The sequence below is a fragment of the Psychromonas marina genome (assembly GCF_030161115.1).
In the GTDB taxonomy this organism is placed as follows: domain Bacteria; phylum Pseudomonadota; class Gammaproteobacteria; order Enterobacterales; family Psychromonadaceae; genus Psychromonas; species Psychromonas marina.
Genome location: NZ_BSPQ01000009.1, coordinates 1 through 18823 on the forward strand (window position 1 = coordinate 1; position 18823 = coordinate 18823).

General features: G+C 41.6%; 5 protein-coding genes and 1 pseudogene. 5 read left to right on the plus strand and 1 reads right to left on the minus strand.

The genetic code is table 11. From position 1 onward, the window contains the following. Positions 1 to 102 precede the first annotated feature (102 nt). The gene (locus QQK09_RS10695; RefSeq protein WP_284204128.1) at positions 103 to 738 is read left to right on the plus strand and encodes a LysE family translocator; all 636 of its coding nucleotides are present in this window, start codon (positions 103 to 105) and stop codon (positions 736 to 738) included. A 32-nt stretch (positions 739 to 770) separates the two neighbouring features. On the opposite strand, the pseudogene QQK09_RS10700 reads toward QQK09_RS10695, so the two are convergent. Beyond that, positions 771 to 1067: pseudogene (locus QQK09_RS10700) on the minus strand (IS110 family transposase); the annotation flags it as partial. A gap of 313 nt (positions 1068 to 1380) precedes the next feature. Between QQK09_RS10700 and QQK09_RS10705 the strand changes: the two are divergent. From QQK09_RS10705 to QQK09_RS10720, 4 genes are read left to right on the plus strand one after another with little or no spacing between them, the layout of a single operon-like run. Then, positions 1381 to 2247, plus strand: coding sequence for a helix-turn-helix domain-containing protein (locus tag QQK09_RS10705; RefSeq protein ID WP_284204129.1), 867 nt, complete (start codon positions 1381 to 1383; stop codon positions 2245 to 2247). 13 nt (positions 2248 to 2260) lie between these two features. Continuing rightward, positions 2261 to 10384, plus strand: coding sequence for a type I polyketide synthase (locus QQK09_RS10710; RefSeq protein WP_284204130.1), 8124 nt, complete (start codon positions 2261 to 2263; stop codon positions 10382 to 10384). Positions 10385 to 10395: 11 nt separating this feature from the next. Continuing rightward, positions 10396 to 12843, plus strand: a complete 2448-nt coding sequence (locus tag QQK09_RS10715; protein WP_284204131.1) for a PfaB family protein — start codon at positions 10396 to 10398, stop codon at positions 12841 to 12843. Positions 12844 to 12888: 45 nt separating this feature from the next. After that, on the plus strand, positions 12889 to 18690 hold the full coding sequence (locus QQK09_RS10720; protein ID WP_284204132.1) for a hotdog fold thioesterase: 5802 nt from the start codon (positions 12889 to 12891) through the stop codon (positions 18688 to 18690). Positions 18691 to 18823 lie beyond the last annotated feature (133 nt).

Here is an 18823-nt window from a genome sequence, read left to right on the forward strand (position 1 = left end):
TATGGCTCTGGTTGAAAAACTAACCCACGGTAGAGGCTAGCACCTTAGTGGGAGTCATTATGTCTATGTGCCTTTTTATATTTATCGAAACAAGGAGTTTTCGTGTCTGATTTGAATTTTTGGATTTTATTCCTCTCTACTGCTTTGGCGCTGAATATTGCACCTGGCCCTGATCTTTTATATATATTGACTAAGACGATTGCTAACGGAAAAAGAGTTGGTATAGCGTCTGCACTTGGAGTTTGTACTGGTGCTCTTTTTCATGTGGCATCTGCATCGCTAGGTTTGTCAGCAATTTTAGTATCATCTGCTATTGCTTTTACAATCGTTAAATACATCGGTGTTGGCTACTTATTATATCTCGCGTATCAATCGTTTCGTTCGGCAGGTACTAGTTTAAATATCACATCAAATGGTGAACCGAAAGAGTCCGCTTGGAAAGCGTATAAGCAAGGTGTTCTGGTCGACATACTGAATCCCAAAGTAGCTATATTTTTTATGGCATTCTTACCTCAATTTATTCGAGATGGGCATGGAGCTGTTCCTATGCAGTTACTTTATTTAGGTTTGTTGGTTGTTGCAGTCGCAGTTGTTGTTGAAGTTACATATGTATTACTTGCATCCAAACTAACTAATAAAATTAGAAGTAGTAAACGGGTAAGTGTATTACTAGATAAAGTCGTTGGTACTGTATTTGTTGCTTTAGGTCTTAAGCTAGCAGTTAGCTCCAGCACATAACAACACGCCCTGAGGGGGACCGCCAGTAAAAATCAGCTATTTATTGCAAATTTTAATAACGGCGAATTCCTACGCTTCAGGGCTTCTAAGTATGTAGACTCATCATACGGTGTACTTGTTTTCCAACATCTAAAAATGATCCTGATCCACTTAAATGCCAATGATCTAATGATGCTGTTATGTGGTTTTCCCTTGATTTTTTACTGTTCATAATAGGCTTTTGCCCAGAATGAATAACGCACCGAAAAGCCTGCCCACTCGACAAAGGTTTGCCTTAAAAAGGTCGGACAACTGTAACGCCAATGTGTCCATTTCTTTTTCCCACTTTGCAAATCTTTAAATGAGGTATTAAGTAAACCCCACTATGTCAATGATAACAGTATGCTATGCATTTCATGTTAAATATGATTATGTTGAATAGTATGTAAGCCAACGTGATACCGAGCCTCATCCTTAATTAGTTTTAGCATTTGTAATTCAGATGTTACTGATTTTATAGTCATACGTCAGTTTTTGAATCAATAAATAGTGATTAGCCAAAATATAAGTATCGGGTGATTGTATAGGGTGTGATACCTGTGTATATTGCATGGTCTATAAAATGTCTTAATTAATCTGATCACTTAATAAAGCTGAAATTAAATGCCTAATCGACATAAAAGCAACCATAAAAACCAGCATAAAAATGCTACCACGACGCCCGAGATGCGTGCATTTATCCATGAATCAGACCTTGCCACCGCGGTATTAGCACGACTATTAAAAGTCTCTGAATCCACCGTGCGAAAATGGCGAAAACGCAGTTCTACCGACGATGTATCACACACTCCTAAACAACTTAATACCACGCTTACAGCGGAACAGCAGTATGTTGTGGTGCAATTACGCCTGCGTCTTAAGCTTTCTCTCGATGAGTTATTAAATGTATGTAAAACATTCGTTAATCCCAATACGTCCCGTGCAGGATTGCAACGTTGTTTAAAGCGTCATGGTGTTTCGCGTCTTGCTGATATGCAAGATTTTGACGAATCAGAAACAGAATCAAGTTATGGTCAAGTCGCTATTACAGAGAGCCTCTCCAATGAGGTCATTAACTCTGTGGTGTCGCCACAAGCGATGAGTGATTTTTTGAATCAGATGCGTCAACAGATGGGCGAGGGGGACGAACCTGCACAATTATTGTCTGCTTTAGATGTAATACAAGTGTATATCATCACACTGCCTAACCTAAGCCAGCCAACATCAACTGATGTTGGTGCTGATAAATGCCAGCCCAAAACATCATTATTAATGGCGCATGATCTCACCAGTAATTGGATCTATTTAGACCTTTATAGCGATGATGATTACCAAGCTGCACAACGTTATATCTGCTATGTATTAAGTAAAGCGCCGTACCATATACGTCGTGTATTAGTAAAAAATTACAATGAATTTTTAAGTCGTTTTCGGTTATTAGAAGATAAATCTAATAATGAAAAAATAACTGAAAATGCAACCGAATCTTAATTGGAGTAACAACATGTCTAACCAAGAAAATCTTGAAGTAATTGAAACAGTAGAAGATAAAAAGCTTAATTCACGACTTCAAGAGTGTCCTATCGCGATTGTAGGTATGGCTTCTGTGTTTGCAGAAACTCAAAACCTAGAGCAGTTTTGGGACAACATCGTTGAATCGGTTAATGGTATTCAGGATATTCCTGAAGATCGTTGGGCGATAGATGATTATTACTCTAGTGATAAAAAAGATGCGGATAAAACCTATTGTAAACGTGGTGGATTTTTACCAGAAATCGATTTTGATCCAATGGAATTTGGTCTGCCACCAAATATTTTAGAGCTAACAGATATTACTCAGTTAATGTCGCTCGTGGTTGCACGTGACGTATTAGCGGATGCAGGTATCAGTGATGAAGCGGCTTATGATCGTGACAAAATTGGTATTACTCTTGGTGTAGGCGGTGGTCAGAAACAGATCGCACCACTGACTTCTCGTTTACAAGGCCCTGTATTAGATAAAGTATTAAAAGCGTCAGGTGTCAGTGAAGCGGATCGTAATGTAATCATTGAAAAATACAAAAAAGCCTACATCCCATGGGAAGAAAATTCATTCCCAGGTATGTTAGGTAATGTTATTGCTGGCCGTATTGCTAACCGTTTTGATTTCGGTGGCACAAACTGTGTGGTTGATGCTGCCTGTGCTGGTTCATTAGCGGCAATTAAAATGGCGGTTTCTGACCTGTTAGAGCACCGTTCTGAGATGATGATTTCCGGTGGTGTTTGTTGTGATAACTCACCGTTCATGTACATGTCATTTTCTAAAACACCTGCCTTTACCGATGGCGACGATATTCGCCCATTTGATGAAAACTCAAAAGGCATGATGATTGGCGAAGGCGTTGGCATGATTGCACTTAAACGTCTTGAAGATGCAGAGCGTGATGGCGATAAAATCTATGCCTTAATTAAAGGTATTGGTAGTTCATCGGATGGCCGTTTTAAATCGATTTATGCACCACGTCCGTCAGGTCAAGTGAAAGCATTAAAACGTGCTTACCAAGACGCTGGTTTTGATCCGCGTACATGTGGCTTAATCGAAGCGCATGGCACGGGTACAAAAGCGGGTGATGCAGCTGAATTTAGTGGTTTGAAAACCATGTTTAGTGAAAACAATGAGCAAAAGCAGCATATTGCGCTAGGTTCAGTTAAATCACAGGTGGGTCATACGAAAGCGGCAGCTGGTACGGCGGGATTAATCAAAGCAGCATTAGCATTACACCATAAAGTACTGCCTGCAACGATCAACGTTGATCAGCCCAACCCTAATTTAGAGATTGAAAACTCTCCGTTATATGTAAATAACGAAACACGTCCTTGGATGCCACGTGCCGACGGTATTAAACGTCGTGCAGGTATTAGCTCATTTGGTTTTGGTGGTACAAACTTCCATTTTGTTTTAGAAGAATATAAAGCGGCACACGATGCGGCTTACCGTTTAAATGAAGTACCACAAATATTAGTATTAAGTGCAACGGATAAAGCGACCTTAACTAGCAACTTAAATAGCTGGTTAACAAAACTATCTGTTGAAACAGACCTGCAAGCTTATGCATTTAATGCATTAGTGTCTGAAAATCCATTTGTAACGCCTGACGCAGCGCTTGCACGTTGTGGTTTTGTCGCTAAAAATGCAAATCAAGCGATCACTGCCATCACAAACATTATTAAGCAGTTAGCAAGCGATGAAAAAGCATGGAGCAAACCAACGGGTATCTATTACCGCGAATCTGGTTTAGATGTTGCTGGTAAAGTGGTTGCACTGTTCTCTGGTCAAGGCTCGCAATATGTCAATATGGGACGTGATTTAACTTGTAATTTCCCAACCATGCTAGCGACAAGTGCTGCGATGGATAAACAGTTTAGCAATGCGGGACTGACGCAATTATCTTCAACAGTATTTCCTATTCCTGTTTTCTCTGCGGATGAGCGCAAAACACAGGAAGAGGCATTACGTTTAACGCAAAATGCACAACCTGCGATTGGTACCTTTAGTGCGGGTCTGTTTAATACCTTTAAACAAGCGGGTTTAAAAATTGATTTTGCAGCGGGCCATAGCTTTGGTGAGTTAACAGCACTGTGGGCAGCAGGCGTTGTATCCGATGACGACTATATGTTATTAGCACGTAGTCGTGGTGCAGCGATGATGGCACAACAGGCTGCGCCTGGCGAAACACCTGTTGATGCAGGCACAATGGCCGCGGTTGTTGGCGCACCTGAAAAAGTTGCACAAGATATTGAGGGTATTGATGGTGTTTCGATTGCTAATTATAACTCTAATAACCAAGTGGTTATTGCCGGGGTAACGGCACAAATTGAAGTGGCTGTTGAAGCGCTGCAAGCTAAAGGTTACAAGGTCGTTAAACTACCTGTTTCTGCGGCATTCCATACCGATTTAGTTGGGCACGCACAAAAACCATTTGCAGAAGTAATTGATAGTGTTGCGTTTAATACGCCAACAGTACCTGTTTTTGCTAATGGGACTGCACAAGCACATCCAGATAACGCTGACGAAATTAAAGCTGCACTGAAAAACCATATTTTACAATCGGTTCATTTTAATGAAGAGATTGATAACTTATATGCTGCTGGTGGACGTATCTTTGTAGAGTTTGGTCCAAAGAATGTATTAACCCGTTTAGTGGATAATATTCTGCAAGATAAAGAGGATGTTGTGACTATCGCAGTGAACAGCAATCCGAAAAAATCAGCGGATCAGCAATTACGTTTAGCTGCTGTTGAAATGGCAGTATTAGGTTTACAACTTGATAATATCGACCCTTATTCAGCACAACAACGTCCAGTGGTTGCGCCTAAGAAGTCACCATTAGCGATGAAGTTAACGGGTGCTGCTTATGTGAACCCTAAAACGAAGAAAGCCTTTGATGATGCCTTAAATGATGGTTGGGAAATTAGCTCCGCTAAACCTCAAGTTAAAGAGGTGATTAAAGAAGTTATTGTTGAAAAAATCGTTGAGAAGATCGTCGAAGTTGAAAAAATTGTTTATGTAGAGAAAGGTGGTGCGCCAGCTTTATCACAAAACAACAATACAGATATGGCGAGCTCTATTGAGCGTAGTGTTGAAAATTTTGTGAATCATCAATCACAACTTTTAGATGTGCATCAAGCTTATATGCAAGGTCCGCAGGAATACGCTAAGACGTTCCAAGAAGTATTAGCCGCGCAAACAGGCGCAACTGAGTTACCTGCAGGTTTAGACAAAACATTAGGTTTGTACCATGACTTCCAATCGGAAACGTTACGTGTTCATGAAACTTACTTAAATAGCCAAACTGAAAACATGAGCAAGATGCTAGATGGCTTTGCTGCAGAGACTACTGTTGCACCTATTAATACGCCAGTCACTTCTGCACCCGTAAAAGCACAAGCGCCAGTGAGCAATATCGTGCCAATTGTAGCGGCTAAAGCGGCGGCACAACCTGCACCGGTTCAAGTAACTCAAGCAGTTGCGCAAGCTCAGCCTCAAGTAACGCTAACACCTGTAGCACAAACGGTTGCTGCAGCGCCTGCAATTGACATTAATAAAATCCAAACAGTCATGTTAGCCGTAGTGGCCGATAAAACCGGTTACCCTGTTGAGATGCTTGAATTGAGCATGGATATGGAAGCGGATTTAGGTATCGATTCTATCAAGCGTGTTGAGATTTTAGGCTCTGTTCAAGATGATATTTCAGATTTACCTGAACTGAACCCTGAAGATTTAGCTGAGTTACGTACCTTAGGTGAAATCGTTAACTACATGCAATCAAAAGCGGAATCGGCTGCACCTGTTTCGGCTAGTTCAGCTGCAGTAGCGCCAATTGCTAGCACTGGCATCGATTTAGATAAAATTCAAAACGTAATGATGTCGGTGGTCGCGGACAAAACCGGTTACCCAACCGAGATGCTTGAACTGAGTATGGATATGGAAGCCGATTTAGGTATCGACTCGATTAAACGTGTTGAGATCTTAGGCTCTGTACAAGATGAAATTCAAGATCTTCCTGAGTTAAATCCTGAAGATTTAGCTGAGCTACGCACATTAGGTGAGATTGTTAATTATATGCAATCTAAAGCTGAAACAGCAGCGCCAGTAGCAGTTAATGCAGCAGCAACAACGGTTGCCATTGATTTAGCTAAAATCCAAACGGTAATGATGTCTGTGGTGGCCGATAAAACCGGTTACCCAACCGAGATGCTTGAATTAAGCATGGATATGGAAGCGGATTTAGGTATCGATTCGATTAAACGTGTTGAGATTCTAGGGGCTGTTCAAGATGAAATTTCAGATTTACCTGAACTTAACCCTGAAGATCTAGCAGAATTGCGCACACTAGGCGAGATTGTAAGTTACATGCAATCAAAAGCGGAAACTGTGGCACCCGTTGCCGTTCAAGCAACTGCTGTTGTTGCAACCGCTGCTATCGATTTAGCTAAAATCCAAACGGTAATGATGTCAGTTGTGGCTGACAAAACCGGTTATCCAACAGAAATGCTAGAACTGAGCATGGATATGGAAGCGGATTTAGGTATTGATTCGATTAAACGTGTTGAGATCTTAGGTGCTGTGCAAGATGAAATTACAGACTTACCAGAGCTTAACCCTGAAGATTTAGCAGAACTACGCACCTTAGGTGAAATAGTTAGCTACATGCAGTCAAAAGCAGAAACAGTTGCGCCAACTTCTGTTCAAGCAACACCTGTTGTTGCAACGACTGCGATTGATTTAGCAAAAATTCAAAACGTCATGATGTCTGTTGTTGCTGACAAAACCGGTTATCCAACTGAGATGCTTGAATTGAGCATGGATATGGAAGCTGATTTAGGTATCGACTCTATCAAACGTGTTGAAATTCTTGGTGCAGTACAAGATGAGATCACAGACTTACCTGAGCTTAACCCTGAAGACTTAGCTGAACTACGTACCTTAGGTGAGATCGTGAGTTACATGCAGTCTAAGGCGGGTGCTGTTGCGCCTGTTGAGGTTACAACAACACAAGTACAAACTGTCGCGATTGATTTAGATAAAATCCAAAGCGTGATGATGTCAGTGGTGGCGGATAAAACCGGTTACCCAGCTGAGATGTTAGAACTTGCGATGGATATGGAAGCCGACTTAGGTATCGATTCAATTAAACGTGTTGAGATTCTAGGGGCTGTGCAAGACGAAATCACAGATTTACCAGAGCTTAATCCTGAAGACTTAGCTGAGCTACGTACCTTAGGTGAGATTGTTAGCTATATGCAGTCTAAAGCGGGTGCTGTTGCGCCTGTTGAGGTTACAGCAACACCAGCAGTCGGGATTGATTTGGATAAAATCCAAAACGTGATGATGTCAGTGGTTGCAGATAAAACCGGTTACCCTGCTGAGATGTTAGAACTTGCGATGGATATGGAAGCGGACTTAGGTATTGATTCGATTAAACGTGTTGAGATCTTAGGCGCAGTGCAAGACGAGATCACCAATTTACCAGAGCTTAATCCTGAAGATCTTGCTGAGTTGCGTACCTTAGGCGAGATTGTTAACTACATGCAATCAAAAGCGGGCGGTAGCGTTACGACAGGCACTTCTACAGCGTCTTCTATCGAAGCTGCAACAGAGATCACTGCTACTGAAATTAACAATGATTTTGAACCTGCACCAAGCAGTATTGTGGTGGTAAAACATCTTGATGCGGTTGTTAGCAATACACCAACTTTAAACGGTGAAAATCTGTTGTTAGTGGATGATGGTGAAGGCAGTGCAATTCGTTTAGCAGATAAATTAACCCAACAGGGTTGGTCAGTAACGGTGTTAAAACCATCATGGGTTGAAACCGTTAGCACTAAATCATTTACGGATGCGGTGAATGTCGTTGAACTTGAACAACTAGATGAACAAGAGTTACAAGCGATTTTAGCAACACAAGCAACATGGCATGCGGTGGTTTATCTGCAGCCTAAATCGACAACCTCTGGCATTGAGTATCCACAAGCGAGTAAACAAGGGCTACAACTTGCTTTCCTATTAGCTAAGTTATCGGGGCTTGCTAATAATAGCAATAATGATGTCCGTTCATCGTTTTTGGTGTTAACACGCCAAGGTGGCTGTTTTGGTGTTGAAAATAATGAGCAAGACAGTGATTTAGTACAAACCGGTTTAACGGGTTTAGTTAAAACATTAAGCCATGAGTGGCCAACTGTTTTCTGTCGTGCGCTAGATGTTGCAACAAAATTCGCTGCAGACAAAGTCGCTAATATTGTTTTTGATGAACTTAATGATAGCCAAGTAGCGCCAGTAGAAGTTGGTTTTAATAACAACGGTCGTTTAACGCTAGTCGGTGAAAAAACCGATAGTTATGTTTTACAAGCGGGTAACAGCATCAATGAAGATTCTCTGTTTCTTGTGAGTGGCGGTGCAAAGGGCGTAACAGCACATTGTGTGATTCGTTTAGCACAAACCTATCAATCGAAGTTTATCCTGTTAGGTCGCTCTCAATATGATAGCAATGAACCAGCATGGGCAAAGGGCAACAGTGATGAAGTCTCACTGAAAAAAGCGGCAATGCAGCATTTGATTGCAAGCGGTGAAAAACCAACGCCAGTGGCCGTGACTAAGTTTATTAAACCTGTACTCGCTAATCGTGAGATCACACAAACATTAGATGCGATTCAAGCAGCGGGTGGTGTGGCGCAATACATTAGTGCCGATGTCACCGATAGCGAAAGCGTACAAAATGCGGTTTCTCCGATTACTGATTTATGGGGTGATATTACTGGTCTGATTCATGGCGCCGGTGTATTGGCTGATAAGTTCATTGAACAGAAAGCATTATCTGATTTTGAAGCGGTTTACAGCACCAAAATCGATGGTTTATTGTCAATGTTAAGCTGTACGCAGCAGGATAAAATCAAACATCTTGTTCTGTTTTCGTCGGCAGCGGGTTTCTACGGTAACCCTGGTCAATCGGATTACGCGATTGCCAATGATATCTTAAATAAAAGTGCATACCGCTTTAAAGCCTTGAACCCATCAGCACAAGTATTGAGCTTTAACTGGGGTCCTTGGGATGGTGGCATGGTAACACCTGAACTTAAACGTATGTTTAATGATCGTGGCGTGTATATCATTCCACTAGATGCAGGCGCACAACTGTTAGTGAGTGAATTAGCTGCCGATACAAATCGTTGTCCACAAATTTTAGTTGGTAATGATATGGGCGGAGAATCAGATGAAAGCGTTTCTGTTGAGGAAGTAGCTGTAAAAAAGCCTGAAGTTAGTCGCTTATCTAAACAGCTTTTAGCGGCTAACAATGCATTTTTCAGCGATCATCAAATTGGTGACAACGCAGTTTTTCCAACTGTCTGCGCAATCGCGTGGATGGTGGAAGCGGCTGAATCGACTTATGTTGGTTATCAGTACCTTGGCTTAAGTAACTATAAGTTGTTTAAAGGCATTATATTTGACGGCACACAAGCAGATGATTACGCGATCGACCTGAAATTAATTAGTGAGGATGCGCAGCAACTTGTTGTTGAAGTGAAGATATCGAGTGAGCGAGATGGTAAAACTATTTTCCATTATAGTGCGAATTTGTTATTGGCTAAAAACAAAATAGATGCGCCAATTTTTGATGGTGACTTACCTAACATTGCAACTGAACAGCATCCACTTTACCAAGATGGCACACTGTTTCATGGTGAAACCCTGCAGGGCATTACCGCGGTTAATCGTTGTGATGAACAGGGGTTATTACTAAGTTGTGTGATTAAGAGTGATGTTCAACAGCAGCAGGGCGAGTTTGATGTTGCTATCAATAACGTCTTTGCTAACGATTTGGTTTATCAAGCGTTACTGGTTTGGGTGCGTAAACAGCTCGGTTTAGGTAGTTTACCAACGGCAACCGCTAATTGGACTGTGTATCAGGAAGTGCCTGTTGATCAGCCGTTCTATCTGCAACTAAAGTTGACCGCTAACAAACGTAATAAAAAAGTAATTGCTGATGTTGAGTTGATCAATGAGCAAAAACAGATCCTTGCCACCATTATTGGTGCGCAGGTAACAGCAAGTGAAAGCTTGAACGATCTGTTTTTGAAAGTCGCTAAATAATGGTGTCAGGTATGCCATTAGCATCCTCGTTGCAGGTGATGAACTCATCACTTGCAGTGATCGGCTTTAACGCTATTTTCAATGATCTCGATAATATTGATCAGGTTGAAGCCTGCTTATATCGTGGCGAGGTGTTAACTGACTCGCTTGCATTGCAGCTAAGTTACTCTGATCTTTGTAAACGCTGTGCGAATTTGGTTGTTGAAAAAAATAATCTAACTGCGAAACAGATTGCAGTGATCGTCGTTCAACAAAACCTTGGTAGTGATTATATTATTGAGGGGGCAGATCAGGCGCACTTTAGTTATCAAAGGGTGTCTGATCTTACTCAAGCATTACAGCTCTCAGAACAGATTCTTGCTGCGGAGAATGTTGCGGTACTGATTATCAGTGCTGCGCTTCCTGATGAGATTAACAATACAAATAACGCAACAATCAGTTTTGATACTGACTTTGCTGGTTATGCGCAGTTGCAAGGTGCCGCTTGTCTTTTGTTATCCAGTGAGTCCTTTGTTAAGGCTAATAATAGTGTCCGTTATGCCACTATTAACAACGTCACCACGGGTGCACATAGTGACATCAATAATATTATTCAAACCTCGTTAACAGCGACTGCCATCACTGCAAAAGATATCTGTAGTTTAGAAGTTACTGCCAGTGCAGATAACTATTTAAATGAGCTAGAGCAACAGTCATTACTCAACAGTTATTCGCAATCTGCTGATTTTGAAACTTGTACAACGGCAATAAGTTGTCAGAAAAGTGTATTGGGTGAAAATGAAACGGTATCAGAGCTAATGGGTTTAATATATTCCGTTATCTCTCTGCAGCAGCGATATCGTGGTGCTGTATCTGATTGGAATATGCCTAGTTCATCGATGTTATCAGCTTGGTTAAGCTCTCCATTTTACCTGTTTAATCAACCTGCGCCTGTTTTCCCGCTTGCTTCGGGTAAAGCCAGACATAATGCTTATAGTTTGATTAATGCAACAGCTTATAGCCACATTGTGTTAACTGAGGGCAACGATAATTTAGTACATCAAAACGGTTTTAATTTTCATGGTAAACAATCGTTATTTATTATCGGTGCAGACGATCAACAAAGTTTACTGTTAAAACTTTCACAGTTAACCGTAAGTGAAGATCTCAAAGCGTTAGCGCAACAGTTGTATCACACAAAAAACAACAGCAGTTTTAGTTATCAAGTTGTGTTAATTGCAGAATCTGTTGATGAGCTAAACAAAGAGATTCAACTTGCTTTAACGGGCATTAACATCGCCTTTAAAAACCAGTCTGATTGGAAAACCCCTAAGGGTAGTTACTTTACTAGTCAGCCTGATCAAAATGCAAAAACAGCCTTTTTATATCCCGGCATTGGTGCAACCTATGTGGGTTTAGGGCGTGATCTGTTTCATCTGTTTCCTGAGATTTATCCCGCTGTTATCGCATTGGCGGACAATATTGGCGCTTCACTTAAAGATCAATTATTAAATCCGCGTTCAGTAGTGGCACTCGGTTTTAAAGAGCTTAAACAGCTCGACCTTGAACTGCGTAATAGCCTTGCCAACATTGCAGAGTGTGGTGTCGGATATGCCTGTGTGTTTACCAAAATTTTCGAGCAGGTATTTAATATAAAAGCTGATTTTGCTAGTGGATATAGCATGGGTGAAATCAGTATGTTTGCTGCATTGGGTTGTTGGCAACAGCCGGGATTAATGAGCGCGCGTCTTGCAAACTCTGATACCTTTAATCATCAACTATCCAGTGAGTTACGCGCAATTCGTAAACTCTGGAACTTGCCTGATATTAACGATGGTGAGTTTGAGCAGATATGGGAAACCTACAGTATCAAAGGGACTGTTGAGCAAGTTAATGCTGAAATTCACGCCGATGAACGTGTTTATGTCACTATTGTTAATACGCCAGATTCGTTAGTGATTGGCGGATTTCCTGAGCATTGTTTACAGGTGATTAAGCGTCTAGGTGTGCGAGCTATGCCACTTAATATGGCTAATGCGATTCACAGTGAACCTGCTTATCAAGAGTATGACAACATGCTTGCGCTTTATAGCATGCCAGTGACTGAACGAATTCAGACCAAAATGATTTCAAGCTCATGTTACTTGCCTATTCCTCAGCATCAGAAAGCGATTGCCGTCAGTATTGCAAAATGTCTTTGTGAACCTGTTGATTTCCCTCGTTTGATAAATGGTTTAGCCGATAAAGGCACAAAAGTATTTGTTGAGATGGGGGCGGGACGTTCGCTGTGCAGTTGGGCTGATAAAACGTTAAAGCTTTCTGGACAACAAAATCACCACATTAGCGTGCCTGTGAATGCAAAAGGCACTGACGATCAACTCACCTATGCGCGTGCGGTAGCGAAACTGATTAGTTTTGGTGTTGAGATGAATATTGAATCTTTTTTTAGTGGTTCCTTGATTCAACAAGTTAACCACTAACAGAATATTAGTCGGCTTAAGCCGTCACATAAGAGAATTATTTATATGGAAAATATAGCCATTGTTGGTATCGCCAATCTCTTTCCTGGTTCAAGTCAACCAGATGAGTTTTGGACGCAGTTATTAAATAAACAAGATAACAGAACGCAAATAACCGCGGCAGAGATGGGTGTTGATCCCGCTAAATACTTAGGTAAGAAAGGCGATACGGATAAGTTTTACTGTATGTACGGTGGCTACATTCGTGGTTTTGATTTTGATGCAACGCCTTTTGTGCAGCGTGGCTTAAATGCTGATTATCTTAACCAGCTTGATGATCTTAATAAGTGGGGCCTTTATGTTACTGAGCAAGCCTTAAAAGATGCAGGTTATTGGGGAAGTGATGCGCTAGGCGAATGTGGTCTTATTTTAGGTAATTTATCCTTTCCGACTAAAAGTTCGAATCATCTGTTTTTACCGTTTTATCACCATGTCGTTGAAAACGCGTTGAAACAGCTAACATCTGCAAACTTTCAGTTAGCTAATTTTACGCAGGCGCAAACAGTTAATCCAGATAATGCATTGGTTGCGGGTTACCCATCGGCTCTGCTTGCTAAAGCTTCAGGCCTTGGTGCATCGCATTTCTCCCTTGATGCTGCCTGTGCTTCTTCATGTTATAGCTTAAAACTTGCCTGCGATTATTTACATACGGGTAAAGCTGACATGATGTTGGCGGGCGCAATATCGGGTGCCGATCCGATGTTTGTTAATATGGGGTTTTCAATTTTCCAAGCATTCCCTGCTAACAATAAACATGCACCGTTTGATAACGATTCACAGGGTTTGTTTGCCGCTGAGGGTGCTGGCATGATGGTGCTTAAACGTCATTCCGATGCGCTGCGTGATGGCGATACTATCCATGCTATTATCAAAGGTGGTGCACTGTCTAACGATGGTAAGGGCGAGTTTGTATTAAGCCCAAATACTAAAGGTCAGGTATTAGCTTATCAGCGTGCTTATCAAGATGCGCAAATCTCACCAGCTAATGTCGATTACATTGAATGTCATGCAACGGGTACCCCGAAAGGCGATAAGGTTGAGCTTGGCTCAATGGAGACGTTCTTTAGTGAATATAACCACAAACCGTTATTAGGTTCTGCAAAATCAAATTTAGGCCATCTTTTAACGGCTGCCGGTATGCCGGGTGTGACTAAAGCGATATATGCACTTAATGAAGCTGTTATTCCGGCAACCATTAGCCTAAAAAATGCAATTACCACTAAACAAGCTTATCTCACCTCAGAGCAAATGCCGATCGATACGGTGGCTTGGAAACAGCAGGACTGGCAAGTTGCAGCGGGTCAGCAACGTACTGCGGGTGTCAGTGTATTTGGTTTTGGTGGTAGTAATGCACATCTGGTTTTACAAGCGGGTAATTCGCCACTCGAAACTGAGTTTAGCAAAGCAAAAGCTTTAGCGCCGATGTCGATTGTGGGCATGGATTGTATTGTCGGTGATTGTGCTAACTTAGCGCAGTTTAAAGCGCTTATTGAGTCAGACGGGAATACTTTCCGTGAACTACCAGTTCATCGTTGGAAAGGCATTGAGAAGAATAGTGGCATAAAACAGGCGCTGCAATTAGGTAAAGCGCCAAAGGGGGGGTATGTCGAACAATTCGATATAGATTTCCTACGTTTTAAAGTGCCACCTAATCCACAAGATTGTTTGATTCCACAACAATTGATGATGATGAAAGTTGCCGATAATGCCGTGCAGCAAGCAGGTCTGAAAGAGGGCTCCAATGTTGCTGTATTAGTGGCGATGGGACTTGAGCTGGATCTGCATCAGTATCGTGGCCGTGTAAACTTAACCACACAAATAGAGCAAAGCTTACAGCAACAAGGTATTCGTTTGACCTCGAGTGAACAATATGAGCTTACCAATATCTGTAAAGAGAGCATTGCTTCACCTGCACAGTTAAATCAATATACCAGTTTCATCGGCAATATCATGGCGTCACGTATCTCTGCGCTGTGGGATTTCACCGGACCTGCATTTACGGTATCTAGTGAAGAGAACTCGGTTTATCGTTGTACGGAGCTTGCTCAAAACCTATTTGCGACCTCTGATGTTGATGCTGTTGTGATTGCCGCGGTTGATTTAGCGGGTTCTTTTGAGAATATTAGCCTGCGTCAACGTTATGGTGCTGTTTCTGAAGATGCGCAAAGTGCTGCTAACCCACTGGATAATACAGCCTGGTTAGTGGGCGAGGGTGCGGGGGCAATTGTGCTTAAATCCACACATTCTATTACTCAGGAAACAAGCTATGCACAAATTGATGCTATTAGTTTTGCAACGGGTAGTGATAGCCAAGCCATTAAAACAGCTGCTCATAAAGCCTGTCGTGATGCGGGTATAACAGCGTCTCAAGTAGATTATGTAGAGGTGTTTGCAAGTGGCTTTATTGCCGATAACCAAGCTGAGAAAAGTGCTTTTGCAGCATGTTATCCAACGACAAACCTAGACAGTGTTAAACGCCAAGTAGGACATCTGTTTAATGCATCGGGCATGATGAGCCTGATTAAATCTGCTTTAGTCTTAGATGCTCATCAAGCAACTAAGGTAGCAGTGAATGGGCTTGGTAAAGATATGAGCTGTGCACACCTTATTTTAAGCGCGACAGTAACACCTTATAAAGCGATAGCAACTGTTGAAACCGGCAAGAAACCATTCTCATTGATCAAACCGATTGTTTTAGGTGGCATTGATATTGAGCAGGCGATTGTTGCTAACGCGGCACAACCTGTTTTCGCTAAAATGAAAACACAGTTATCGTCCTCAGATCGTGTTAGTCATCCGGTAGATCTCTCTTTGTTAACACTTAAACCATTACAAGCGTTGACGGCAAATGAAAAAATTGCGACTCCTGTCATTTCTCCAGAGAAAGTTAAAATGAATCAAAAAACAATTAGTAAAACCAGTAGTGAGATTTTGCAGCAAACACAAACTCACCAAGCATTCATTCGTGCTCGTCAAGAAGCTGAAAAACAGATCTCATCGTTGATTAAGTTACAAGCGCAAACATTATCTGGTCAAGCGCCGACGATTAATGTTGCTACTAGCCATGTTACCCAACCTATCGCTACTCAAGCCGAAACAGGCTTTGCGATTAAAGGTCCGGCAGGTTATCATTATCCACCGTTACAACTTGAAGAGCGTTTCAATAAACCTGAGCAAGTTATTTACGATACGGCTGACTTAGTTGAATTCGCTGAAGGTGATATTAGCAAGGTATTTGGTGATGAATATAAAATCATCGATAGCTATGCGCGTCGTGTACGTTTGCCAACCACCGATTATCTGTTAGTAACACGTGTGACGGACTTAGACGCTAAGGTGAATGAATATAAAAAATCTTACATGGCGACTGAGTACGACATTCCTGTCGATGCGCCATTCCTAATCGATGGTCATATCCCTTGGTCTGTCTCAGTTGAATCGGGGCAGTGTGACTTAATGCTTATCTCTTACATTGGTATTGATTTCCAAAACAAGAGTGAACGAATCTATCGTCTATTAGACTGTGAATTAACATTCTTAGAAGATATGGCCTTTGGTGGTGAAACACTACGTTATGAGATTCATATCGATTCCTATGCGAAAAATGGCGAGCAACTGTTGTTCTTCTTCCATTACGATTGTTATGTTGGTGATAAGAAAGTACTAATCATGCGTAACGGTTGTGCCGGTTTCTTTACCGATGAAGAGTTAAGTGACGGTAAAGGTGTTATTCATAACGATAAAGATAAAGCCGAGTTTACTAACGCTAAAAAGTCTTATTTTAAGCCTCTTATCCATAACACTAAAACGCAGTATAACTATGCAGATATGATGAAGCTGGTGGATGGTGATATCGCGGGTTGTTTTGGCCGGGAATATGATCAACAGGGTCGTAATCCATCATTGAAGTTTTCATCTGAAAAGTTCTTAATGATTGAGCGTATTACTAAGGTTGATCCGACTGGCGGTCATTGGGGACTAGGTCTGATTGAAGGTCAGAAAGACTTAGATCCGAACCATTGGTATTTCCCATGTCATTTCCAAGGTGACCAAGTGATGGCTGGCTCGTTAATGTCGGAGGGTTGTGGGCAAGTTGCGATGTTCTTTATGCTTTGGTTAGGCATGAATGGTACGGTTAATAACGCGCGTTTCCAACCGATGATGGGTGAACCGCAAACCGTTCGTTGTCGTGGGCAAGTATTACCACAAACCAATACCTTAACTTACCGTTTAGAAGTGGTTGAGATGGGCATGTCACCACGTCCATTTATCAAAGCCAATATCGATATCATTCTTGATGGTAAAACCGTTGTTGACTTTAAAAATCTGTGTATGGAAATTAAAGAGCAAGATGAAAACTCTACTTATCCGGTGACACTGCCGAGTAACGTACAACTTTTACCAACGGCGCCAGCTGAACTTGTAGAAAGTTCAGTCGAATTAGCCTTTAACGATCTTGAAAATAACGTCACGCATATTAGCCGCGAAGCGATACATGATGTTGAAAACCATTTGATTACTGATGAACGTGGCGTACAACCTTTCAAACATGCACAGCGTCCATTAATGCGCGTAGAGTCTGACTTTAATGCGCCAAAAGAGAAAGGCGTTACGCCGATTAAGCATTTTGAAGCACCATTGGTGACAGGACAAAATAGAACGCCTGATACAACGCCATTTACGCCTTATCATCTGTTTGAGTTTGCAACGGGTAATATCTCGAACTGTTTTGGTCCTGCCTTTGATGTTTACAAAGGACGTATTCCTCCAAGAACCCCATGTGGCGATTTACAAGTTGTGACACGTGTTATCGATGTGCAAGGTGAACGTTTAGACCTTAAAAAGCCTGCTAGCTGTATTGCTGAGTACTATGTCCCTGAAGATGCATGGTATTTCACTAAAAACAGTGTTGATAATTGGATGCCTTATTCTCTGATTATGGAGATTGCACTGCAACCAAATGGCTTTATCTCTGGTTATATGGGAACAACATTAGTTTATCCAGAAAAAGACCTGTTCTTCCGTAACCTTGATGGTTCAGGTGAACTGCTTAGAAAAGTAGATTTGCGTGGTAAGACAATCGTTAATAAGTCTGTATTGTTAAGTACGACGATGGCAGGCGGTATGATTGTACAAAGCTTTACTTTTGATCTGCTTGTTGATGATCAAGCCTTCTATACCGGTAAAGCAGTATTTGGTTACTTTGGTGGTGACGCGTTAGCCAATCAACTTGGTATTGATAATGGTAAAACGACCAATGCTTGGTTTGTTGATAACAATACACCAGCGAATCAAATCACTAAGATTGACCTGACTGATAACGCGTTACCTTTGTTCCAAGAGAAAGCTAATAAACCTCACTATCGTTTAGCGGGTGGTCAACTTAACTTTGTTGATACTGTTTCTATTGTAGAGGGTGGCGGTAAAGCGTCACTGGCTTACATATATGGTGAACGTACTATCGATGCAACGGATTGGTTCTTCCGTTATCATTTCCATCAAGATCCGGTGATGCCTGGTTCATTAGGGGTTGAAGCGATCATTGAGCTTTTACAAACCTATGCACTTAAAAACGATTTAGGGCAGCAGTTTATTAACCCGCGTTTTGAAGCGCCGCTAACCAATGTTATCTGGAAATACCGTGGTCAAATTACGCCACTTAATAAACAGATGAGTTTAGATGTGCATATTACCGATATTATCAAAACAGATAATGAGGTGCGTTTAGTGGGTGATGCAAACCTATCTAAAGATGGCTTACGCATATATGAAGTGAAAGATATTGTTTTAAGTATCGTAGAGGCGTAAAACGAATAGTAAGTGGCGAGCAGGTAGCTTCGAGCTTCGAACTGCCTACTCGATATTAAGCTTCGAGTAGTTAGCGTAGAGCTTCGAATTGCCAGTTCGGTTTTCGAAGCTAGTAGCTCGTGACTCGTAGCTT